Source organism: Brevundimonas sp. (genome assembly GCF_016463485.1).
Taxonomy (GTDB): domain Bacteria; phylum Pseudomonadota; class Alphaproteobacteria; order Caulobacterales; family Caulobacteraceae; genus Brevundimonas.
Map to the genome: position 1 here is coordinate 1 of NZ_JAEMRD010000023.1, position 20,275 is coordinate 20,275.

Annotated in this window: 20 protein-coding genes; 11 read left to right on the top strand and 9 right to left on the bottom strand. The window is 68.0% G+C overall.

Annotated elements, in window-relative coordinates; genetic code table 11:
* Positions 1-53 precede the first annotated feature (53 nt).
* The 3 genes from JHC99_RS05580 to JHC99_RS05590 all read right to left on the bottom strand — a co-directional run bounded on the left by JHC99_RS05580 (position 54) and on the right by JHC99_RS05590 (position 1,593).
* Positions 54-251, bottom strand: a complete 198-nt coding sequence (locus JHC99_RS05580; protein WP_271145304.1) for a hypothetical protein — start codon at positions 249-251, stop codon at positions 54-56.
* 98 nt (positions 252-349) lie between these two features.
* On the bottom strand, positions 350-994 hold the full coding sequence (locus JHC99_RS05585; protein ID WP_292152472.1) for a BA14K family protein: 645 nt from the start codon (positions 992-994) through the stop codon (positions 350-352).
* Positions 995-1,050: 56 nt separating this feature from the next.
* Positions 1,051-1,593 carry a hypothetical protein gene (locus tag JHC99_RS05590; protein WP_292152473.1) on the bottom strand — a complete coding sequence of 181 codons (543 nt, stop codon included), beginning with the start codon at positions 1,591-1,593 and terminating at the stop codon, positions 1,051-1,053.
* A 153-nt stretch (positions 1,594-1,746) separates the two neighbouring features.
* Between JHC99_RS05590 and JHC99_RS05595 the strand changes: the two genes are divergently transcribed.
* Both JHC99_RS05595 and JHC99_RS05600 read left to right on the top strand, forming a co-directional pair.
* Positions 1,747-2,949 (top strand): threonine ammonia-lyase, encoded by a 1,203-nt coding sequence (locus tag JHC99_RS05595; RefSeq protein ID WP_292152474.1) that lies wholly within the window; start codon positions 1,747-1,749, stop codon positions 2,947-2,949.
* Positions 2,930-3,529, top strand: coding sequence for an FKBP-type peptidyl-prolyl cis-trans isomerase (locus JHC99_RS05600; RefSeq protein ID WP_292152475.1), 600 nt, complete (start codon positions 2,930-2,932; stop codon positions 3,527-3,529). Before JHC99_RS05595 ends, JHC99_RS05600 begins: the two co-directional genes overlap by 20 nt.
* Before the next feature lie 172 nt (positions 3,530-3,701).
* Here JHC99_RS05600 and JHC99_RS05605 read toward each other — a convergent pair whose 3' ends face one another.
* Both JHC99_RS05605 and JHC99_RS05610 read right to left on the bottom strand, forming a co-directional pair.
* Positions 3,702-4,553, bottom strand: a complete 852-nt coding sequence (locus JHC99_RS05605; RefSeq protein ID WP_292152476.1) for an FkbM family methyltransferase — start codon at positions 4,551-4,553, stop codon at positions 3,702-3,704.
* Positions 4,554-4,557: 4 nt separating this feature from the next.
* Positions 4,558-5,583: a 2'-deoxycytidine 5'-triphosphate deaminase gene (locus JHC99_RS05610; protein ID WP_292152477.1), complete on the bottom strand. Its 1,026-nt coding sequence runs from the start codon at positions 5,581-5,583 to the stop codon at positions 4,558-4,560.
* Positions 5,584-5,704: 121 nt separating this feature from the next.
* Here JHC99_RS05610 and apaG point away from each other — a divergent pair, with 121 nt between their 5' ends.
* Entirely contained in the window at positions 5,705-6,112 is a 408-nt protein-coding gene (gene apaG, locus JHC99_RS05615) for a Co2+/Mg2+ efflux protein ApaG (RefSeq protein WP_292152478.1), read from the top strand.
* A 345-nt stretch (positions 6,113-6,457) separates the two neighbouring features.
* Here apaG and JHC99_RS05620 read toward each other — a convergent pair whose 3' ends face one another.
* Positions 6,458-6,991, bottom strand: a complete 534-nt coding sequence (locus JHC99_RS05620) for a GcrA family cell cycle regulator (protein ID WP_292152479.1) — start codon at positions 6,989-6,991, stop codon at positions 6,458-6,460.
* 241 nt (positions 6,992-7,232) lie between these two features.
* Here JHC99_RS05620 and JHC99_RS05625 point away from each other — a divergent pair, with 241 nt between their 5' ends.
* A complete protein-coding gene (locus JHC99_RS05625) occupies positions 7,233-8,489 on the top strand; it encodes a cation:proton antiporter (RefSeq protein ID WP_292152480.1) in 1,257 nt (418 codons plus the stop codon).
* 59 nt (positions 8,490-8,548) lie between these two features.
* On the opposite strand, the gene JHC99_RS05630 is transcribed toward JHC99_RS05625, so the two are convergent.
* Entirely contained in the window at positions 8,549-9,322 is a 774-nt protein-coding gene (locus JHC99_RS05630) for a PhoH family protein (RefSeq protein ID WP_271145294.1), read from the bottom strand.
* Positions 9,323-9,660: 338 nt separating this feature from the next.
* On the opposite strand from JHC99_RS05630, the gene JHC99_RS05635 reads away from it, so the two are divergent.
* Positions 9,661-10,188 carry a gamma carbonic anhydrase family protein gene (locus JHC99_RS05635; RefSeq protein WP_292152481.1) on the top strand — a complete coding sequence of 176 codons (528 nt, stop codon included), beginning with the start codon at positions 9,661-9,663 and terminating at the stop codon, positions 10,186-10,188.
* Here the strand turns inward: JHC99_RS05635 and JHC99_RS05640 are convergent.
* Positions 10,185-10,712, bottom strand: a complete 528-nt coding sequence (locus JHC99_RS05640) for a PAS domain-containing protein (RefSeq protein ID WP_292152482.1) — start codon at positions 10,710-10,712, stop codon at positions 10,185-10,187. The two genes, JHC99_RS05635 and JHC99_RS05640, sit on opposite strands and share 4 nt — an antisense overlap.
* 162 nt (positions 10,713-10,874) lie before the next feature.
* Here JHC99_RS05640 and JHC99_RS05645 point away from each other — a divergent pair, with 162 nt between their 5' ends.
* The gene (locus JHC99_RS05645) at positions 10,875-11,900 is read left to right on the top strand and encodes a hypothetical protein (RefSeq protein WP_292152483.1); all 1,026 of its coding nucleotides are present in this window, start codon (positions 10,875-10,877) and stop codon (positions 11,898-11,900) included.
* Positions 11,901-12,021: 121 nt separating this feature from the next.
* Here JHC99_RS05645 and JHC99_RS05650 read toward each other — a convergent pair whose 3' ends face one another.
* Positions 12,022-14,895 (bottom strand): pitrilysin family protein, encoded by a 2,874-nt coding sequence (locus JHC99_RS05650; protein ID WP_292152484.1) that lies wholly within the window; start codon positions 14,893-14,895, stop codon positions 12,022-12,024.
* 209 nt (positions 14,896-15,104) lie between these two features.
* On the opposite strand from JHC99_RS05650, the gene nadA reads away from it, so the two are divergent.
* The 5 genes from nadA (at position 15,105) to nadC (ending at position 20,256) form a co-directional block, all read left to right on the top strand.
* A complete protein-coding gene (gene nadA / locus JHC99_RS05655) occupies positions 15,105-16,184 on the top strand; it encodes a quinolinate synthase NadA (protein WP_292152485.1) in 1,080 nt (359 codons plus the stop codon).
* Between the two features lie 325 nt (positions 16,185-16,509).
* A complete protein-coding gene (locus tag JHC99_RS05660) occupies positions 16,510-17,271 on the top strand; it encodes a site-2 protease family protein (protein ID WP_292152486.1) in 762 nt (253 codons plus the stop codon).
* The gene (locus JHC99_RS05665; protein WP_292152487.1) at positions 17,268-18,791 is read left to right on the top strand and encodes an L-aspartate oxidase; all 1,524 of its coding nucleotides are present in this window, start codon (positions 17,268-17,270) and stop codon (positions 18,789-18,791) included. The genes JHC99_RS05660 and JHC99_RS05665 overlap by 4 nt, the downstream gene beginning before the upstream one ends.
* A gap of 8 nt (positions 18,792-18,799) precedes the next feature.
* Complete coding sequence (locus JHC99_RS05670) at positions 18,800-19,399, top strand: Uma2 family endonuclease (RefSeq protein ID WP_292152488.1); 600 nt, start codon at positions 18,800-18,802, stop codon at positions 19,397-19,399.
* Complete coding sequence (gene nadC, locus JHC99_RS05675; protein WP_292152489.1) at positions 19,396-20,256, top strand: carboxylating nicotinate-nucleotide diphosphorylase; 861 nt, start codon at positions 19,396-19,398, stop codon at positions 20,254-20,256. The genes JHC99_RS05670 and nadC overlap by 4 nt, the downstream gene beginning before the upstream one ends.
* The last annotated feature ends 19 nt before the right edge of the window (positions 20,257-20,275 follow it).

The window sequence follows — 20,275 nt, forward strand, 5'->3', positions numbered from 1 at the left end:
GATCATGGTCGAACGGTGTTGTCCAGAGCGTGATCCGTCATCGCCGTAGTGGCTTAACCGCCCGCCAGACCAGGACCGAACAGGACGATCGCGCCGACGACGCCGCCGACGATGGCGGCCGCTGCCCCCGCGACGAAGGCGATGGCGGTGCGGGTGCGTCGGCGACGCATCCCGCCGGTGCGGACGTTTCGGATATAGACCTTGGGCGTGCGGTCGAAGGCTTCGGATCCGCTGATGTTATGCTGGGACATGGACGCGCTCCCCACTGAACTGAGGGTTCAGTCAGGGACGCCCGGAAAGGCCAAACAAAGGCGAACGGCGATCGACCGGTCACCTTTCCGTGGACGGATCAGCCGCAGAAGATCCGCTGGCCGCTGTAGGCCGTGTAATAGCCGGTCGCCGGGTCGTAGGATCGGTACTCGGCGCAGCACCAGTTGATGCGCTGCGGATCGCGGCCGGACTGGGCATAGCCGCCGTGGTTGTGACCGTGCGGGTCGGCATAGGTCTGGCCGTGACTGTAGCCCCCCGAATAGACGACGTCGGGGCGGCCATATTCGCCCTGATAGACGGCCGGGCCGCCGTAGCTGGGTCGGCTGGTCGAATAGGAGCGTCTCGGCGTGCCGCGATATTGTCTCTGGTCCCGCCAGCGGGCGTCGCAGTCGGTGCGGCCCCGATCCCAGTAGGCGTCGCAGCGGAAGTCGCCGGGCACGTCCTGCTGGCCGTTGAAGGCATAGGGTCGGCGCGGGCCGCGATCGTGGCGGCGGTCGCAGGAGGAGCCGCAGGACCGGTCATAGGATGAGGGATGACCCTGGCCATAGCCGTGGCCCTGGCTGGAGTAGGTCTGGCTGGAGGAATAGCCGTAAGACTGGGTCCCGTACGACTGGCCGCTGTAAGCCTGTCCTGCATAGCCCTGGCTGGTGTGGACCTGGGCCTGGACGGCCGAGGCCGCGCCCATGACGAGGGCCGCAGTGGCGACGATGATACGCGAAATCATGGTGAACGCCTCAGGCCAGGCGGAGCCGTTCTGGCTCCGTTAACCATGGAACAGCGTTACAGGGTGACGGTCAAGACGCGGCCGCCGCGCGTCACCACCCGGCGCATCAGGATGACCCGCTCTCCGCCGGCGCTGACGGGGGTAATGATGAACCAGCCACCGTCCGGCAGGCCCGCAAAGGTGAAGCGGCCGTCTGTGCAGGTCGTGGAGCGCACGAAGGAGCGATAGTCGGCGTTCGGATCGGCGACGGTGCGGGCCCGGACCACCGCCTCGGGCACCGCCGCCTGACTGGTCGAGCCGTACAGGGTCGCAAAGCGCTGGCGCGTATAGGGGGTGTCGGGCGTCAGGGCGACCGACCCGGTGCAGGCATAGGCCGCGCCCTCGCGCTGGAAGCTGACGCGACCCTCGATCCCGTTACGGCCGCCCGACGTGGACCAGGCGAAGGCTTCGGTGCTGAAGGCCGTCGAGGGCGGCGGCGGTGGCATCATGGGGCCGGTCATGGTGGTCGGGGCGCAGGCGGCACCCATGACGGCCATGGCGGCGAGCGACAGAACGGTCAGCGGCCGGACTGCCAGCAGTGGGCGCAAACGCATGGTCATGGTGCGGTTCCCTAAACCCGTCCGGTTCTGCGTGACCGGCCCTTGGGCGACATACGCCAAACGCGGGGCCCAAGGTCAAGGTTGCGAGGACCGATGACGCGCGCCACAAGTCGGGTCGGGCGAGAACGAGGCCCGGTGTCGGAGTGTGGTCCCATGAGTGTCGTCTTCGCCGATATCCAGGCCGCGCAGGGGCGGATCGCCGGCCAGGTGGACCGGACCCCCGTGCGCCACTCTCGCCGCCTGTCGCAGCTGACCGGGGCCGAGGTCTGGGTGAAATACGACAATCTGCATTTCACCGGCAGCTTCAAGGAGCGGGGCGCGCTGAACCGTCTGCTGTCCCTGACCGAGGACGAGCGGCGGCGCGGGGTGGTGGCGGCATCGGCCGGAAACCATGCCCAGGCCCTGGCCTATCACGGCGGACGGCTGGGGGTGCCGGTGACCATCGTGATGCCCGAGGGCACGCCCTTCACCAAGGTGGACGGCACCCGCAGCCACGGCGCGACCGTGGTCATCAAGGGCTCGGACTTCACCGGCTCGACCACCGAGGCGCACCGGTTCCGCGACGAAGAAGGACTGGTCTTTATCTCGGCCTTTGACGACGAAGGCATCGTGGCGGGCCAGGGGGTCTGCGCGATCGAGTTCCTGGAGGATGCGCCGGACCTCGACGTGCTGATCATTCCGATCGGCGGGGGCGGGCTGATCGCCGGCTGCGCGGTGGCGGCCAGGGCGATGAAGCCGGACATCCGCATCTTCGGCGTCGAGGCCGAGATGTATCCGTCGTTCGCGGCGCGGCGGGCGGGCGTCGAATCCAAATGCGGCGGGGCGACCATCGCCGAAGGGATCGCGGTCAAGGACGTGGGCGACATCCCCTTCGCCATCGCCAATCCCCTGGTCGAGGACGTGCTGGTCTGCGCCGAGGAGGACTTCGAAAAGGCCGTTGCCTTCTACGCGACCTACGAGAAGACCGTGGCCGAAGGGGCGGGTGCCGGAGGGCTGGCGGCCCTGCTGCGATATCCGGAAAAGTTCGCGGGGATGAAGGTCGGGCTGGTGCTGTGCGGCGGCAATATCGACGCGCGGATGCTGGCCGTCGTGCTGAATCGCGAGATGGTCCGTGAACGGAGGTTGCTGACCTATCGCATCCTGGGGGACGACAGGCCGGGGATGCTGTCGGCCATGGCGGCGGTGATCGGAGGGCTGGGCGGCAACATCATCGACGTCGTCCACAACCGTCTGGCGCTCGACGTCCCGGCCAAGGGGGCCGAGTTCGACATCATGGTCGAAACACGCGATAGCGCCCACGCCGACGAGATCGGGCAGGCGTTGAAGGACAAGGGCTATGCGCTTCGGATGGGTTAGAGCGTTTTCAAACGAAGTGGACACCGGTTCGCGTCAAGAAAACGCGACCAAACTAATCTTTGCGGCGGCGACGGCCGCGGCGATTCTGGCCGTGGCGGCCTGTGGTCGGGCTCCCGAGGCGGCGCCCAGCGTCGATCCGGCCAAGAACGCCGAGGTCGCAGCGGCGTGGATGGCGAACAACGCCAAGGCGGCGGGGGTGCAGACCCTGCCCAGTGGCTTGCAGTACAAGGTCGTGCAGTCGGGACCGCCGGGGGCCCCGACGCCGGACCGCAACGACCTGGTCATGGTGGATTACGAGGGCGCGCTGACCGACGGGACGGTTTTCGATTCCTCGTTCCAGAAGGGCGTGCCCTATGCCACCCACGTCGATGAGGTCGTGCCCGGCTGGACCGAGGCGCTGCAACGGATGAAGGCCGGTGACGAATGGGTGCTCTATGTGCCGCCCGCGCTCGGCTATGGCGATCAGGACAAGGGCGACATCCCGCCGAACTCGGTGATGGTGTTCCGGATCAAGCTGCTGAACGTCGCGCCCGTGCCCGGCGGCGCGTCCGGCGGGGCCGTGGGCGTGGCGAACGGCTGAGTCCCCACTTCCGCTCACCCCGGCGGAAGCCGGGGCCCAGTTCTTAAATGAGGCGCGGTGTCCGGGATGGAGGGCTGACCTCACGATCGTCTTCCATCGCCCAAAGCACTGGGTCCCGGCTTTGACTGCTGCGCGCCGCCCTACGGGTCGCCGGGATGAGCGGAAAAGTGAGTTATCGGCGTCGAGGATCGCGGCGGCAGGCGACGATGTCGGTGTGGCCTGCAGCCTTGAGGGCGTCGGCGGACAGAGGCGTCAGCTTCGCGTCACGCTCCATCCGCCAGAAGCGGAAGCCGTCGGCGGCCATTCGGTCGACGAAGGCCGCCGGATCGGTGCGCGACACGATCTGGACCGGGCTCCATTCCATGCAGACGACGATGTCGGAATTGTCGCTCAGAATGCGTTCGGCACCGGCCATGACGAAGGGTTCGGATCCCTCGGCGTCCATGCGGATCAGATCGACCCGGCCCTGGATCAGGTCGTCCAGCCGCGCGGCCGGGGCCTCGATGACTTCGGAATCGGCAAAGGGCGGCTGGTCCAGCACCGCGACATGGCCGCCGCCCGAGACGGTGCGCGAGGTGACGAAGGACACGGTTCCCGACCTGTCCAGCGCCGCCTGGGCCAGGGCCTGAGCCCGGCCTTCCAGACCGTTCAGCGCCAGCGAACGCTGGGCCAGGTCGGCAAGGCGCGGATTGGCTTCCAGCGCGAGAACCGAGCCGGTCGGTCCCACCGCGTCGGCCATCAGCACGGTGTAGTAGCCGACGTTGGCCCCAACCTCCACGATCCGGTCGCCGGGCCGGATCAGGGACAGGACCGACAGGGTGGTCCACCGCTCCCAGTAGCCGCGCCGGATCAGGCTCGCGCTGATGTCGCCGTCCTGCGGATCGATGTAGAGCGACAGCCCGCCCGCCAGCCGCACGCGACCCAGATCGGGCCCGAGCGGCTCGTAATGGTCGGCCGCGACCGGGGACGGCGACGGCCGGAACCGCCGGGTCAGACGGGCGAGCGTGCGCTTCAGGCCGCCCACCCGGTCAGGCCCAGGGGCTGAAATGCTTCGACAGCTTCAGGCCCTGACGCTGGTAGTGGCTGCCGCCCTCGCCGTAGAGGCGCGTCGGCTTTTCGGTCAGGGGCTCATAGACCAGCCGGGCGACGATCTGGCCGTGTTCCAGCAGGAAGGGGGTATCGTGGGTGCGGACCTCCAGCACCCCTTTTGACCCCGCCCCATGCGCCTCGTCGGTGCCGAAGCCGGGATCGAAGAAACCCGCGTAGTGGACGCGAAACTCGCCCACGCTGGGGTCGATGGGGGTCATCTCGGCGGCCTGGAGCACCGGGATCTCGACCGCCTCGTTGGAGGCCAGGATGTAGAACTCGCCCGGATCCAGCAGCAGTTCTCCGCGCCGCAGGGTCAATGGTTCCCAGAAGTCGCGGGGATCGTGGCCGTCGATGCGGTCCAGATCGACGACACCGGCGTGGCGACGGCCGCGGAAGCCCACGACATCCCCACCCTGAAGATCGACGCCGACGCTGCGGGTCTCCAGCTTGGGCGGCTCGCCGGCCTTGAGGCGCAGCTGGTTCAGCCGGGTGCCGGGTCGGACCAGGATGGAGAAGGTCTGGGGGGCGATCTCGAGATACAGGGGGCCCTCGTAGCCCTCGGCCACGTCGTCGAAACTGGCGCCCCGGTCGGTCAAAAGTCGCACGAAGACGTCGATCCGACCGGTCGAGGACTTGGGGTTGGCGCGGGCGATCAGGCCCTTGGGCAGGCTGAGCCGCTCCTGAAGTTCGGCGATATAGACGCAGCCCTTTTCCAGGACCACGCCGCCCGACAGGTCGATCGAATGCATGGAGACGTCGGCGATCCGGTCGGCGACCAGCCTCTGGCCCGGCAGGAAGGACGCCCGCACCCGCCAGGCGCGGTCGGACAGGCGCAGGTCCAGGCTGGCGGGCTGAACCTGATCGGCGTCGAACGGAGTTTGCGAGGTGATCGCGCCCGTGGCGATCAGGGCCTCGATGGACTGGCAGGGCAGGATGCCCGGTCGGGAAAGGTCGATGGAGCTCATCCTTGAAGCCAATACACGGCAACGGCGCAAAGGAAGAGGGTTGAAGCGAAAGCCTGACGGCGCGACACCGCATTGGGCCCTGACGGCCTCAAGTAGCGCGACCGCGCGATAGGCCCAAAGAATGTACGACACGCCCGCCTACACCGCCGAAACCGAAGGCGTTCTGGTCAAGGTTCGGCCCAGCTATCTGGCGGGCCAGTCCGATCCGGAGGCGGGACGCTGGGTCTGGGCCTATCAGATCGAGATCGTCAACCTGAGCGCGGCGCCCGTGCAGTTGATCTCTCGCCACTGGATCATCACCGATGCCCATGGGCGGGTCGAGGAGGTGCGCGGGCCGGGCGTGGTCGGCGACCAGCCGGTGATCGCGCCGGGCGACAGCTATTCCTATGCGTCGGGCTGTCCGCTGCCGACCCCGTCAGGCTCCATGGTCGGCACCTATGCGATGACGGACGGCGCGGGTCGGGTGTTCGAGGCCGCGATCCCTGCATTCAGTCTGGATGTGCCGGGTCAGAAGCGGGTGCTGAACTGACGACGCCCGCGCCGTCGCGCTCAAGCAGTGAGCCGCCGCGCGGCGAGCGGTAGCGCCTAAAACCTGTGCTCAAGCAGTGAGCCGCCGCGCGGCGAGCGGTAGCGCAAAAATCACGCGCTCAAGTAGCGAGCCGTCGCGCGGCGAGTGATAGCGCAAAAAAGGAGCGGTGGCTGGGGCTGCGTCAACCCGGATAACCGCAGCCCCGCCCCGTGTCCCGCCGACTGGGGAGTCGGTGCGGGGTGGCTTGTAGACGCCATCGAGCGCCGATGATCGGGCGGCGGCCCCTCCGGTGAAGAGACCCTTCGCGCTCAAGCAGCGAGCGACCGCGTCGCGAGCGGTAGCGCCCTAGACGTAGCGGCGCAGCGAACGCGCGAGTTCGGTGGCACCGTTCTTCTTGATCTGGGGCTGGTAGGCGACGCGGGCGTGTTCGCCGCAGTAGACGCCTTCGGAGGCGCGACGGCCGCAGAAGCTGAACTCGCGCGAGGACGGATCACCGATCGGCCATTTGCACATATGGGCCCCGAGGGTCAGGACCGTGGCGGTGCCGGGCAGTTCGGCGATGACGGCCAGAGGTGTCGGGGGAACCGGGACATTGGGTCGAGGTGCAACGGCCTCGATGCGGCCCGCCTCGACGCGACGGGGTGCCGAAGGCTGGACCGGCGGGGTGGTGCGGGTCTTGGCCGGGCGGAAGGTGGTGGCGGCGCGGGCCGGTTGCGACGGCGTGGCGCGGCCCGACAGGCCCAGGCGATGCACCTTGCCGATCACGGCGTTGCGGGTCACGCCCCCGCCCAGCTGTTTGGCGATCTGGGACGCGGATTGCCCCTCCAGCCAGAGCTTCTTGAGAGCGCCTACGCGGTCTTCGGTCCAGCCTGCGGTCATGGCACCCTCCGGGGTATTGGATTCAACATATGGCGCCGACATCAGCCCTGACATCGTTTCGCCTACCACTAATCGTAAACGGAACGTTAAGGGACGCAAGATGTGCGAATCAGTCGTCCACAGACTTCTAGATGTTGAATCGCCCGGTCCGGGACGCGCGAAAGCCTTGCCGTAAGGGCCCCGGACCCCCATCTGGGGCGTTCACCTCATTGAGAGACACCCCGCCCGCACAGGAGCGCCGATGCCGCACGCCGACAGCCTGATCCTCACCCTGGTCGGAGGTTTCGTCCTCGCCTTCGTGTTCGGCATGTTGGCAAACCGGCTCAAGCTGTCGCCTCTGGTCGGCTATCTGGTTGCGGGTGTTCTCGTCGGGCCGCACACGGCCGGGTTCGTCGCCGATACCGAACTGGCCCCGCAGCTGGCCGAGATCGGCGTCATCCTGCTGATGTTCGGCGTGGGCCTGCATTTCTCGCCCGCCGACCTGATGAAGGTGCGCAAGGTCGCGGTGCCGGGTGCGATTTTCCAGATCCTGGCGGCGACCGCCCTGGGTTGGGGTCTCGGCCGCCTGCTCGGCATGGGCGATCTGGAGGCGGCCCTGATGGGGTTCGCCCTGTCCGTCGCCTCGACGGTCGTGCTGTTGCGAGCGTTGGAGGAACGCAAACAGGTCAAGGGCGAGATCGGCTCCATCGCCGTCGGCTGGCTGATCGTCGAGGACCTGGTGATCGTCATCGCCCTGGTCTTGCTGCCGCTGCTGATCGTTCAGCCGGGCGAAACCCTGAGCGGACCCGAGCTCGCCAAATCCATCGCCTGGACCCTGGGCAAGGTCGCGGTCTTCGTGGGGGCCATGCTGTTCATCGGGCCGCGCGTCCTGCCCTGGGTGCTGGTCAGGATCGCCCACACGCGGTCGCGCGAGCTGTTCACCCTGGGCGTTCTGGCCATCGCGCTCGGCATCGCCTGGGTGGCCTATGCGATGTTCCACTCCTTCGCCCTTGGGGCCTTCCTGGCCGGGCTGGTGCTGAACTCCTCGCCGCTGGGGCATAATGCGGCGGAGCGGTCACTGCCGTTGCGCGACGCCTTCGCCGTGCTGTTCTTCGTCTCGGTGGGGATGCTGTTCGACCCGATGATCCTGGTCGAGAAGCCGCTGACGGTGCTCGGCATTCTGGGCATCGTGATCCTGGGCAAGGCGCTGGCGGCTCTGGCCATCACCTTCGCCTTCAAGCTGGATCGCGCCACCAGCCTGACCATCGCGGCGTCCCTGGCCCAGATCGGCGAGTTCAGCTTTATTCTCGCCGCCCTGGGCGTATCTCTGGGAGCCCTGACGCCCCAGACCCACGACCTGATCCTGGCCGCCGCCCTGCTGTCGATCTCGCTCAATCCGTTCGTCTTCAAGCTGACGGACCGGCTGGGCGGGCGGCCCAGGTCTGGATCGCCGGGTGCCAAGGCACTGGCGGTCGAGACGGCGGCGGAGGCGAAGAAACCGAACCCGGCGACGGCTTAAAAAAACGAGGGCCGCCTGATGTCTCCGGCGGCCCTCGCCTTGTCGATTGTGAATCGGGCCTACAACACTCCGATCATGCTCGCGACCAGTGGATGGCGGACGATGTCCTGTTCGGCCAGGCGGACGACCGCGATCTCGGGCACCGCTTCCAGCCGGTTCGCGACATCGGCGAGGCCTGACAGCGAGGGCAGCAGGTCGGTCTGGCCCGGGTCGCCGGTGACCACCATCGTCGAGTGCCAGCCCAGCCGGGTCAGTAGCATCTTGAGCTGGACGTAGGTGCAGTTCTGGGCCTCGTCGATGACGATGAAGGCATTGTTCAGGGTGCGACCGCGCATATAGCCGACCGGCGCGATCTCGATCAGGCCCTCGGCCATCAGGGCCCCGACCCGCTTCATCGTCAGCCGATCCGACAGGGCGTCGTAGAGGGGCCTCAGGTACGGGGCCAGCTTGTCTTCCATGGCGCCGGGCAGGAAGCCGATCGATTCCCCGGCCTCGACGGCGGGACGGCTGAGGACGATGCGGCCGACCTTGCCGGCCTCGAGCGCCTCGACCGCCTTGGCGACGGCCAGATAGGTCTTGCCGGTGCCTGCGGGCCCGAGCGCCACGCACAGATTGTGGGTGTCGATGGCGTTCAGCAGTTCGGCCTGGCCCTCTGACTTGGGCTTCAGCGTTTTCAGATAGCTCTGGTCCCGGTCATCATTGGAGGGGTGGGGCGACCAGGCCGAGGTCGTGTGCGGCGTTGGCAGGCGGCGGACTTTTGAATCCTCCGAGAACTGGCGCGAATCGAAGACCCCTTCACGGGTCTGGCGCTTCATGGCTGCACGCTTGGTCATGGTTGCCTCATTCCTTGGGATGCCGGCGGGGAGAGCCGCTCGGCGCGGGGCATGAAAAAAGGCGATGCTGCAAAAGCATCGCCTCGGACGAAGACGGGTAGGATTTGGGCGACGCCGACAGGGCATCCGGGGTCGGAAGAAGGGCCAGCTTCCGGCGAGAAAGCTCGCCGCCGAACCGAACGCACCACGCACTCGCCCCCGCATATGACCGGACCGGGCTTGATCCGGCTTCGGATAAGGGGTCGAAAGACAGGCCCCGAATCACTTCAACACCTTGAGCCTATCGTGGTTCATGAAGTGTTAAAGGGCGCATTTCGTTCAGATATGACGGTGTCGTGATGACTGTGTATGCGTTAGGTGACAAGAAACCGCAGGTTCCGCCGGCAGGGGAATACTGGATCGCGCCGAATGCCGTGGTGCTGGGCGATGTTATCCTCGAATCCGGTGTCAGTATCTGGTTCAATGCGGTGCTACGTGGAGACACCGATACGTTGAGCGTGGGTGAGAACAGCAACATCCAGGACGGAAGCATTCTTCATGCGGACGAAGGTGTGCCGTTGCTGATCGGACGCGACGTCACAGTGGGGCACAAGGCGATGCTGCATGGCTGCACCGTCGGCGACAACTCGCTGATCGGGATCGGGGCGGTGGTGCTGAACGGAGCGGTGATCGGGAAGAACTGCCTGATCGGAGCGAACAGCCTGATCCCCGAGGGTAAGGTGATCCCCGACGGGTCGCTGGTCATGGGCCAGCCCGGCAAGGTCGTCCGTGAACTGACGGAGGCGCAGATCGCGGGGATCACAATGAGCGCCGCCCACTATGTGCAGAACTGGAAGCTGTTCGCCGCCAATCTGCGCGAACTTTAGGCGATGCGGCGGCCGTCGATGGCGGCCAGGGTCAGGGGGGCGCGGGCGACGGGGCCAACGCCGATCGACAGCCGGGCCGACAGGGTGCCGACGCCATCGGCCTGACGATCCGCAGTATGGGCCGGCTGATACAGGCCCAGGATCCGGTCGGCCTCGCCGGAGGCGCTGCGCAGGGGGGCGATGACGATCTCGAGCGGTCCGCTCAGCCCCTCGGCCTCGGCGACCAGGACGACGGGTCGCGCCTCTCGGAATGTCTGGACGATGGCGGCGGCAACCATGGGTCGGCCGTCCTCGCGCCACAGGGCCAGCCAGTCGACGCCCCCCATGGACCCGCCGTGGGCGCGTTCGATCCAGCCTCCGGCGAGGCGGAGCCGCGCGCCCGGATCGGTGCGGTCGGCCGTGAACAACTGCGGCATCAGGCCTCCCAGCGCCATCGGATCGAAGGCGGCGCGCGCAGGAATGCGCGCGGCCTCCGGCAAGGCCAGCCAGTGGTCGATCAGGGTCTGCGTGCCGGAATGGAACATGGACGGGTCCTTCGCAGACCTCGCCGCAAGCCCTGCGCCGATCGGCAACAGCGTTAAAATCGCAACGGAAACGCAAGGGTTTTGCCCGCAGATACGCTTTGGACCCGTCCGCGCGCCTTGCGCGGATGGCTTTGAGTTGACTGTTTTTCGGGAGCCCAGCCCATGCGGGTGAGGATCAAGACCTGGCTGTTGGCCGCCTTCGGAGCGTTCGTCCTGGCGGCGATCGGAGGCGAAGCGGCGGCCCAGTGCACCTCGGGCTGCACGCCTGCGCCCCCGCCGTGCTGCACCGCGCCGCCGACGCCCTCGTGCTGCGAGAGCCCGCCTGCGCCGCCGAGCCCGCCGTCGCCGCCCAACTCCTGCTGCGAGATGCCGCCTCCGCCGAACTATCCGGGCGGTGGGGTGAACGGCAATTTCAACGTCAATGTGAACATCAACGCCAACGCCAATTCGAACTCCAACTCCAACAGCAACTCGAATGACAACCTGATCCGCGCGCGCGGGGCCGGTGACGTCTATGTCAGTGGCGGGGGCGGGGCCTATTTCACGGTCGACCAGCCCTATCCGACGGTGATCCAGGGGCTGAACGTCGAAGGCGGCGCGGCCGCTCAGGTGATCCAGCAGGCCGTGCAGCGGTCGCGCTGGGCCGCTACGCGCGTCGTGATCCAGGCTCTTTGCATCGATGATCGCAACATCCCGCACCCGGCGTCCCAGGTTCAGCCAGGCCGTGACATCGCGCCGGGCTACAACGGCGAGATCTATCGCTGCATCGCCGGCTCGCGCCTGCAGTATACGATCGCCCAGTTCGCCGAGCAGATCAGCTTCGATCACGGCGAGAGCGTCATGTGCCAGAAGGGCGAGAGCCTGTGGTACTCGGAAGGTGCGGCGGCGGGCAGTGCGTCCGCCTATGCGGCCCAGTATGCGGCGGCCTATGCGGCCCAGTATGGAGGCCAGCCCGGCCCCGGTGGACCGGTCGGCGGCGGCATCGTCGAGTGCCGGCCCCAGATCAACGAGCGGGACTGCAACGAGCGGTCGCTGCTGCGTCGCTACGGCGCCGGGATCAAGATCCTGACCCTGTGGCGCGAGGAGATCTACACCGAGTACGAGGAGCAGGTCGTCCAGGCCTCATCGTCGATGTCGGTGGGCTACAGTCTGACCCTTGACGGCGGGGTCGGCGGCCGGGTGTTCTGAACCTGCTCGAACGGACCCGTTCAGCCTGGCGACAGGCGCGACCCTCTAGATTGATCAGCGTCGGTCATCGCCGATCCTGAAAGAAACTGGCCCCGGCGTGCGAACGCCGGGGCCTTTTTTCTTATTGGGCCGCCGCTTGCGCAGTGACCTGGGCGCGCCAGGCGCGGTCGGGCAGCAGATAGGTCTGGGCCGCCTTCTGGATATCGGCGGGGGTGATGGCCTCCAGGTCCGAGATCGAGGTGCGGATGGCCGCCAGCTGGGTCGCATCGTCCTGGACGTTCTCCAGCGCGCCGAGCCAGTAGCCGTTGGTGGCCTGGCTGCGGCGGATGGACTCCACGGCCGACAGGCGAGCGCGGTTCAGTTCGTCCTCGGTCACGGGCGCATCCCGCAACGCCGTCGCGACATCGTCCACGCTCTTGAAGAAGCCGGGCAGGGCGTCGGGCGGGGTCTCGGCCTGGACGAAGGCGTAGCCATAGTCCGGGAAGACGGTCGAGGCGGTCGCCGAGGCACCCGGCGAATAGGCCACGCCCTGCTTCTCGCGCAGTTCGTCGGTCACGCGCAGTTGCAGCACACGCGCCAGCAGGCTGACGGTGCGCGACGGCTTGCGGTCGCCGATGGCGTCCAGCGTCGGCCAGGCCACATAGCCCAGGGCCTGGGCCGCCGCTCCCGTGTGATTGATCGTGACCGGCTCGGCGGTCGGGGCCGGGAAGCGGACACGGGCGGCGGCCTCCGACGGCGTCATGGCCACGGGACGCGTCGGCAGGGCCCCGAAGGTGGCGGCCGTCTGGGCGATGGCGTCCTCGACCGTCACGTCGCCGATGACGATGACCTCGACCGGGCCGCGCGCGATCGAGTCGGTGATCACCTGTCGCAGGTCGCTGAGTTGCGCCGCCTCAATGTCGGCCGGGGTCGGCAGGCCGAACCGCTTGTCGCCGCTGTAGAGCATGGGCACGCCGTAGCGGCCGAAGGCACCGCCGGGGGTCGCCGCGATCTGGTCCAGCTGGGTGCCGATCTGTCCCTTGACCTGATCGAAGGGCTCGGGCCGCCAGCCGGCGTCGGTGAAGTAGGCGGCCAGCAGCTGCATCTGCAGCGCCAGATCCTCGGGACGGGTACCGCCCGAGAACTGGAAGGCGTCGGGATCGGCCCCGAAGCCGGCACCCACGACGTTCGACGCCGTGACGCGGTCCAGCTGGGTCTTGGTCAGCTTGCCGAGGCCGCCCTCGGTGACTTCCGAACCCGCGGCCCACATCGGCACGGCGCGATCACTGGGCAGGTCCAGGGTGCCGTTGCCGGCGCGCACCGAGACCAGGATCTGGTCGTCGTCGAAAGTGGTTGGCTTGACCGTCAGCTTCACCCCGTTGGCGAAGGTGACGAAGGTGGTGCCCAGGTCGGCGACCTCGGTCCTGGCCGTGACCGTGCCGGGCGTCCCGAAGTTGGCATAGGGCCATTCGACGGCGGCGGCGACGGCGGGGGCGGTGACCGCGACCTGACGCGAGGCCTCGATCGCGGCGGTGACGGCAGCCTCGCCGCCCTCGATGGCGACCGGGGTGGTCACGAAGGCCAGGGGGCCGTTGCCGGCGAAGGTCTCTGCGGCGGCGGCATTGACCTCGGCCAGGGTCAGGTTGGTGACAGCGGCCTCAAACAGTTTCAGGTCGTCGGCCGGGGCGGTGAAGACCTCGTCATCGTTGACGGTGTTCAGCAGGGATCCGGCGAGACCCGTCGTCTGGCGCGTCGCGGCACCGGCGACCGAGGCCGTCAGGGCGGTGCGGTATTCGGTGATCTCGCGATCCAGCTCGTCCTGACCGACACCATACTGGACCAGACGGCGCTGTTCCTGTTCAGCCGCCTCGATGGCGCGCTGCCAGCCGCCGGGGTTGAAGGCGACGACCAGGGTCGCGGCATCGACCGCGTTGAACAGGGACTGATAGCCCGCGCCGCCGCCCAGGAAGGGCGGGTTGGCGGAGCGCGAAATCTCGGACATCCGGCGGTTCAGTACGGCCAGGGCCAGGCCGCGCACCAGGTCCTTGCGGCGCGTGGCGACCGAGTCGGGGGCCGCGTCATGGACCTTGGTCCAGTAGATCTGGGCGGTCGACTGGGTGCCCGGCTCGACGTGGATGCGCGTCTCAGCGTCACGCGGCTGCAACCGGCCCAGATCCGGATCGGAACCATTGGGGGCCGGGTTGGTCCAGTCGGCGAATTTCTCGCGGATCTTGGCTTCCATCGCATCGACGTCGAAATCGCCGACCGCGATCACGGTCGCGCGTTCCGGCCGATAGTAGGCGCGGTAGAAGTCGACGAACCGGTCGCGCGGGGCGGTGCGGATGATGTCCAGGTCGCCGATAGGCAGGCGGTCGGCCAGACGCTGGCCGGGTGCCAGGAAGGGCAGCATGGCCTTGGTGGCGCGATAGGAGGGCGTGTCGCGGATGCGGTCCTCGCCGACGATGACGCCCCGCTCGCGGTCCACAGCCTCGGTGTTGAACAGCAGTTCGCCGGCGACCTCGCGCAGGGCGAACAGGCTGGCGTCCACGACCTCGTCCGAGGTGTTGGGCAGGTTCAGGGTGTAGGCCGTCTGGTCGAAGGAGGTGAAGGCGTTGGTGTCGCCGCCGAACGACAGGCCGAGCCGCTCGAGATTCTTCGTCATCTCGCCTTCGGGAATGTTGGTCGAGCCGTTGAAGGCCATATGTTCGAGGAAGTGGGCCAGACCCTTCTGGTCGTCGTTCTCCGACAGCGATCCGGCGTCGATGCGCAGGCGCAGCGCGGCCTGACGCGGCGGGGTGGCGTTCCGCATGATCGCATAGCGCATCCCGTTGGGCAGGGTGCCGAAGCGGACCGCCGGATCGGCCGGCAGGTCGCTGTTCGCCTGTGGCCAGGCGGCGGCCTGTTGCGTGGCGGAGGCCGGTGCCGACTGGGCCAGCACCAGGGTCGGGGCGGCGGTCGCCGACAACAGGACAACGCCCGAGGCGCAGGCGAGCAGAAGGCGGCGGGGGGACATCATGGAACGCTCCGACAAGGCGAGTGCACGGTTCGCGGGTGCGACGCCGTGACGGGAACAGCGGTTGTAGAGGGGCGCAACGGTTGCGTCGAGCGGCGCCGTTGACGCGCCGCGCCCCTTGCATCCCCCGGTCATCGGCCTACATTGAGAGCTCTTATGTTCACATTGAGCATAAGTCGGGAGGCGACGGAGTTCGCCGGAGGAAGACGGCGATGGCCGACGGCATGTTCGGACTTTCAGACAGCACGCAGCGCGCGACCGCGCCGGTGTGGGAGAAGGTCAAGTCGCACGTCACGCCGATCGAATGGCCGGCCCAGGCCGAGCTGATCGTCGAGATCAACCGTCTGAAAGCCGAGCGCAACGCGGTCATCCTGGCCCACAACTATATGACACCCGAGATTTTCCATGGGGTCGGCGACTATGTCGGCGACAGCCTGGGACTGGCCAAGGAGGCGGCGCGTTCGCCGGCCAAGGTCATCGTACAGGCGGGCGTCCACTTCATGGCCGAGACGTCCAAGATCCTGAGCCCCGACAAGACGGTCCTGATCCCTGACCTGAAAGCCGGCTGCTCGCTGGCCGAGGCGATCACGGGGGCGGACGTCCGGCTGATCAAGCAACGCTACCCGGGCCTGCCGGTCGTGACCTATGTGAACACCACCGCCGACGTGAAGGCCGAGACCGACATCTGCTGCACGAGCGCCAACGCCGTGCAGGTGGTGGAATGGGCGGCGAAGGAGTGGGGTGTCGACCGCGTCATCCTTATACCCGACGAGTTCCTGGCGAGAAATGTGGCGGCCCAGACGAACGTCGGCATCATCGCCTGGAAGGGCCGCTGCATCGTGCACGAGCGGTTCACCGGCGAGGACATCCGAGAAATGCGCGCCGCCTATCCGGGGGCGGAAATCCTGGCCCACCCGGAATGCCCCGAGGACGTGCTTTCGGCCGCCGACTTCGCCGGATCGACGGCGGCGATGACCGATTACGTGATGGCGAAAAAGCCGAAACAGGTGGTGCTGATCACCGAGTGCTCGATGGCCTCCAACATCAAGGGCGACGTGCCGGAGGTCGACTTCATCGGGCCGTGCAACATGTGCCCCTATATGAAGCGGATCACCCTGGAGAACATCCGCGACTGCCTGCTGCACATGCAGTTCGAGGTGACGGTGCCGGACGACATGATCGTCAAGGCGGCCCTGGCCGTGCAGCGCATGATCGATCTGCCGCCGCCTGCGATCCCGGCGCGGTACGACCTGGTCAAGGCGAAGCACCATGTCGCCGTGGAGCTGATCTGATGTTCTACATGGCACCCAGAGAGCGGATCGCAGGGTTCTTCCTTCTCCCCTTGCGGGAGAAGGTGGGCGGCGGAGCCGCTCGGATGAGGGGTACGAAGAAGCATTCCGACTCTGTCCGGCAATCCACTATCTTCAACACCCAGTGTCACCCCTCATCCGTCACGCTCCGCGTGCCACCTTCTCCCGCAAGGGGAGAAGGGAAGTGAGCGCGGATCAGGGCCCATGGGGCGCACGTGACGGGTCGAGCCCGCCTCCGTCCGAGACCGCGCGTGAGGTGAAATCCTGGCGGCTTGGTCCCATCGGCGTCCGTGTAGAGAAGGCACAGATGCCGGCGGACGCCCCTCCGCTCGACAAGGGTCAGCACCCGGTCTGGGCCATCGTGTCGACGGCCCTGCTGGCGGGCTTCATCTGGTTCGTGAGCGGCAGCTGGATCGTCGCCCTGGCCGTCATCGTCGGCCTGTTCGTGCATGAGTACGGCCATGTGCTGGCGATGAACCGCTACGGCATGGGACCGGCGCGGATCTATGTGGTGCCCTTCTTCGGCGGCTATGCGCGGGGCCAGCGGCCGCCGCAGAGCCAGTGGGACGGGGTCAAGATGTCCCTGGCAGGGCCGCTGTTCGGTCTGCTGGCGGCCGTGCCCTTCTTCGGCGTCTGGTCGCTGACGGGCCAGACGGAGTGGCTGGTCGGGGCCTTCGCCATTGCCATGGTCAATCTGATCAATCTGGCCCCGGCCCCGCCGCTGGACGGGTCGCGGGCGCTCGGCCCGGTGATGGCCAAGGTGCATCCGGGTCTGGACAAGATCGCCCTCGTCATCGTCGGGCTGGTGGTCGTGGCCTGGGGTCTGCTGAACGGCTTTTATTTCCTGGCCATCATCCTGGGCATCGCCGTGGTCGGGACGCTGAAGCGGGGCCTGCCTCAAGAGGGTGGGCGCGTGCTGACCGTGCGCGAGGCCTGGTTCAGCGTCGGGCTGTTCCTGGCCAGTCTGGCGGCCTGCGCGGCCGTCGCCGTGGCGGCGCTGACACCGCTGGCGGGCTCGATCGAGGGATCGGTGGCGTTCGGCCTGAACTATCTGGGCTTCACGCGATGAGCCGGATTCATCACCAAGGCCCCCTGATCATCGGCGGGGGGCTGGCCGGGCTGTCGGCTGCGCTGGAGGCCGCGCCGGCCCCTGTGCTGGTCGTTTCACCGACGCCTTTGCTGGAAGCGGCGTCCAGCGCCTGGGCCCAGGGCGGAGTGGCGGCGGCGCTTTCGCAGTCCGATGCCCCGGCCCTGCATTTGAAGGACACCGAGGCGGCGGGTGCCGGTCTGGTCGACCACCACGCGGCCGAGGTGCTGACCGACGACGGCCGCGCGACGGTCGAGTGGCTGGCCGCCCTGGGCGCGCCCTTCGACCGCGAGGCCGACGGTGGTTTCTCCGTGTCCCGTGAGGCGGCGCATTCGATGGCGCGGGTGGCGAGGGTCGGCGGCGACGGGGCGGGGCGGGCCATCCTGTCGGCCCTGGCCATCGCGGCGCGGGCGGCCGAGCATATCACGGTCTGGGAAGACGGGCGGCTGACCGGCCTGCTTCAGGACGCGACCGGCCGGGTGGTCGGGGCAGTGATCGAGCGAGCCGGTGACCGGGTCGAGGTGCTGGCGACGGCCGTGGTGCTGGCCACGGGCGGCGCGGGCGGACTGTTCGGACAGACGACGACCCCGCGGGCCCTCCTGGGCGAAGGGCTGGCCCTGGCCTGGCTGGCGGGAGCGGAGATCCTCGACCCCGAGTTCGTGCAGTTCCACCCCACGGCCATCGACGTCGGTCTGGACCCCATGCCTCTGGCGACCGAGGCCTTGCGGGGCGACGGAGCACGGCTGATCGATCGGAACGGCGAGTTCATTCTGGGGCCGGAGGCCGATGCCGATCTGGCTCCACGCGACGTGGTGGCGCGAGCGGTGCATCAGGCGCGGGCCGAGGGCCGAGGCGCCTTCCTCGATGCGCGGACAGCGATCGGCGACCATTTCCCGCAGGCGTTTCCGGCGGTGTTCGCCAGCTGTATCGCGGCGGGCCTGGACCCCCGCGTCCAGCCGATCCCGGTCGCCCCGGCGGCCCACTATCACATGGGCGGGATTGCCGCCGATCCCGAGGGCCGCACCAGCCTGAAGGGGGTGTTCGCGGTCGGCGAATGCGCCGCGACCGGGGTGCATGGGGCCAACCGGCTGGCGTCCAACTCCCTGCTGGAAGCGGCGGCCTTCGGGCGGCGGACCGGGCGGATGGCGGCGGCGGAAAGGGCCGGAGGAACGCCCGTCGGCGCGACCCCGGCGATGCCCCATCTTTCGGCCGAACCCCTGCTTGAACTTCGCGCGGCGATGAGCGCAGAGGCCGGTGTCGTGCGCAACGCCGAGGGGCTCACGCGACTGCTGGCGCGGATCGACGGGCTTGAGGCCGCGCATGGGCCCGCCCTGCCGCTGGTGGTCGCGCGGCTGATCGCCGAGGCGGCTCTGGCGCGGCGCGAGAGCCGGGGCGGGCACTATAGGTCCGACTATCCCGAGACGTTTACGACGGCGCGACACACGCGCCTTGTAAAGCCGGAGGTTGAATCTTCCTTGCCTCGCGCGGCGGGTTGGGCATAGTCCCGACCATGGCTGACCGGCACAACATTCTGGGCGTGGCGGAAGGGGTCCGACCCTTCCTGTTCGATTTCGACGACTACGAGCGGATGGACCACGCGGGGGTGTTCGCGGATCAGCACGGCCGGGTCGAACTGATCGAAGGGGTGATCGTCCATATGGCGCCGCAGGGCTTCGACCACACGACCGTTACGAGCGATGTGCTCGGTCAGTTTTACGTGGCCCTGAAAGCCACGCCCGGTGAACAGTTCCGTGTCCTGACCCAAGGTACGCTGAAGATCGGGAACCACAGCGCGCCAGAGCCCGATGTGTTCGTCGTCCGTAGGACCGAACGAAAGAAATACTATGAAGCGGCCGATGCCGTTCTGGTGGTCGAGGTGTCGATCTCTACCGCCGACGCGGACAAGACGGTCAAGGTGCCGCTATATGCTCGCGCGGGCATTCCCGAACTGTGGATCGTCGAGCCGGAACAGGCGTCGGTGACCCAGTACCGCGGGCCGCGTCCGGACGGGACCTGGGACGACGTCATCACCGTGATCGAGGGCGCCGTCAGCCCGCTGTTCGCGCCGGAGATCGCGATCGTGCTGGCAGACCTGTTTCACGCCGCATGATCCGCCAGCTTCCCGACATCATGATCGATCCGGTCGTGCGCATGGCCCTGGCCGAGGATCTGGGCCGGGCGGGCGATGTGACGGCCCAGGCCTGTATCCCGGCGGGGTCGCGGATGCGCGCCATCGTGGGGGCGAGGAAGCCGGGCGTCCTGGCCGGGATGGGCTGTATGCGGCTGGCGGTGCTGGCGATGGACCCGGCCGCGAGCATCGTCGAGCACGTCGCCGACGGCGAGGCGTTCGAGGCGGGCACGGCCCTGGCCGAGATCGAGGGCGATGCCCGGGCCCTGTTGTCGGCCGAGCGGACGGGACTGAACCTGCTGGGTCGGCTCAGCGGGATTGCGACCCTGACGCGGGACTATGTGCGGGCCGTCGAGGGGACGAAGGCGCGGATCGCCGATACGCGCAAGACCACGCCGGGCCTGCGGGCGCTGGAGAAGCATGCGGTGGTCTGTGGCGGCGGGATCAACCACCGTTTCGGCCTGGATGACGCCATTCTGATCAAGGACAACCATGTCGTCGTCTGCGGCGGGGTCGAGCCGGCCGTGACGCGGGCGCGGGCTATGGCCGGCCATCTGATGAAGATCGAACTGGAGGTCGACGGGCTGGTGCAACTGGATCAGGCGCTGGCACTTGTCGATCAGGGGCGCGGGCCGGACGTGGTGATGCTGGACAATTTCAGCCTTCAGATGCTCAGCGATGCCGTGGCCCGGACGGCGGGCCGGGTGACGCTGGAGGCCTCGGGCGGCGTCAATCTGAGGACGGTGGGGGCCATCGCTCGAACCGGTGTGGATGTGATCTCGGTCGGCGGCCTGACCCATTCGGCCAGCGTGCTGGACATCGGCCTGGACGCCGTCTGAAGACCGGCGGTCTGGGAAC

Excerpts from the sequence above, each read along its gene's own strand:
- JHC99_RS05600 (WP_292152475.1), top strand. The coding sequence starts at position 2,930 with ATGCGCTTCGGATGGGTTAGAGCGTTTTCAAACGAAGTGGACACCGGT.
- JHC99_RS05665 (WP_292152487.1), top strand. The coding sequence starts at position 17,268 with ATGAGCCGGATTCATCACCAAGGCCCCCTGATCATCGGCGGGGGGCTG.
- JHC99_RS05640 (WP_292152482.1), bottom strand. The coding sequence starts at position 10,712 with ATGTTCCATTCCGGCACGCAGACCCTGATCGACCACTGGCTGGCCTTG.
- JHC99_RS05635 (WP_292152481.1), top strand. The coding sequence starts at position 9,661 with ATGACTGTGTATGCGTTAGGTGACAAGAAACCGCAGGTTCCGCCGGCA.
- JHC99_RS05625 (WP_292152480.1), top strand. The coding sequence starts at position 7,233 with ATGCCGCACGCCGACAGCCTGATCCTCACCCTGGTCGGAGGTTTCGTC.
- nadA (WP_292152485.1), top strand. The coding sequence starts at position 15,105 with ATGGCCGACGGCATGTTCGGACTTTCAGACAGCACGCAGCGCGCGACC.
- JHC99_RS05620 (WP_292152479.1), bottom strand. The coding sequence starts at position 6,991 with ATGACCGCAGGCTGGACCGAAGACCGCGTAGGCGCTCTCAAGAAGCTC.
- nadC (WP_292152489.1), top strand. The coding sequence starts at position 19,396 with ATGATCCGCCAGCTTCCCGACATCATGATCGATCCGGTCGTGCGCATG.
- JHC99_RS05630 (WP_271145294.1), bottom strand. The coding sequence starts at position 9,322 with ATGACCAAGCGTGCAGCCATGAAGCGCCAGACCCGTGAAGGGGTCTTC.
- JHC99_RS05595 (WP_292152474.1), top strand. The coding sequence starts at position 1,747 with ATGAGTGTCGTCTTCGCCGATATCCAGGCCGCGCAGGGGCGGATCGCC.
- JHC99_RS05650 (WP_292152484.1), bottom strand. The coding sequence starts at position 14,895 with ATGATGTCCCCCCGCCGCCTTCTGCTCGCCTGCGCCTCGGGCGTTGTC.
- JHC99_RS05590 (WP_292152473.1), bottom strand. The coding sequence starts at position 1,593 with ATGACCATGCGTTTGCGCCCACTGCTGGCAGTCCGGCCGCTGACCGTT.
- apaG (WP_292152478.1), top strand. The coding sequence starts at position 5,705 with ATGTACGACACGCCCGCCTACACCGCCGAAACCGAAGGCGTTCTGGTC.
- JHC99_RS05670 (WP_292152488.1), top strand. The coding sequence starts at position 18,800 with ATGGCTGACCGGCACAACATTCTGGGCGTGGCGGAAGGGGTCCGACCC.
- JHC99_RS05580 (WP_271145304.1), bottom strand. The coding sequence starts at position 251 with ATGTCCCAGCATAACATCAGCGGATCCGAAGCCTTCGACCGCACGCCC.
- JHC99_RS05585 (WP_292152472.1), bottom strand. The coding sequence starts at position 994 with ATGATTTCGCGTATCATCGTCGCCACTGCGGCCCTCGTCATGGGCGCG.
- JHC99_RS05645 (WP_292152483.1), top strand. The coding sequence starts at position 10,875 with ATGCGGGTGAGGATCAAGACCTGGCTGTTGGCCGCCTTCGGAGCGTTC.
- JHC99_RS05660 (WP_292152486.1), top strand. The coding sequence starts at position 16,510 with ATGCCGGCGGACGCCCCTCCGCTCGACAAGGGTCAGCACCCGGTCTGG.
- JHC99_RS05610 (WP_292152477.1), bottom strand. The coding sequence starts at position 5,583 with ATGAGCTCCATCGACCTTTCCCGACCGGGCATCCTGCCCTGCCAGTCC.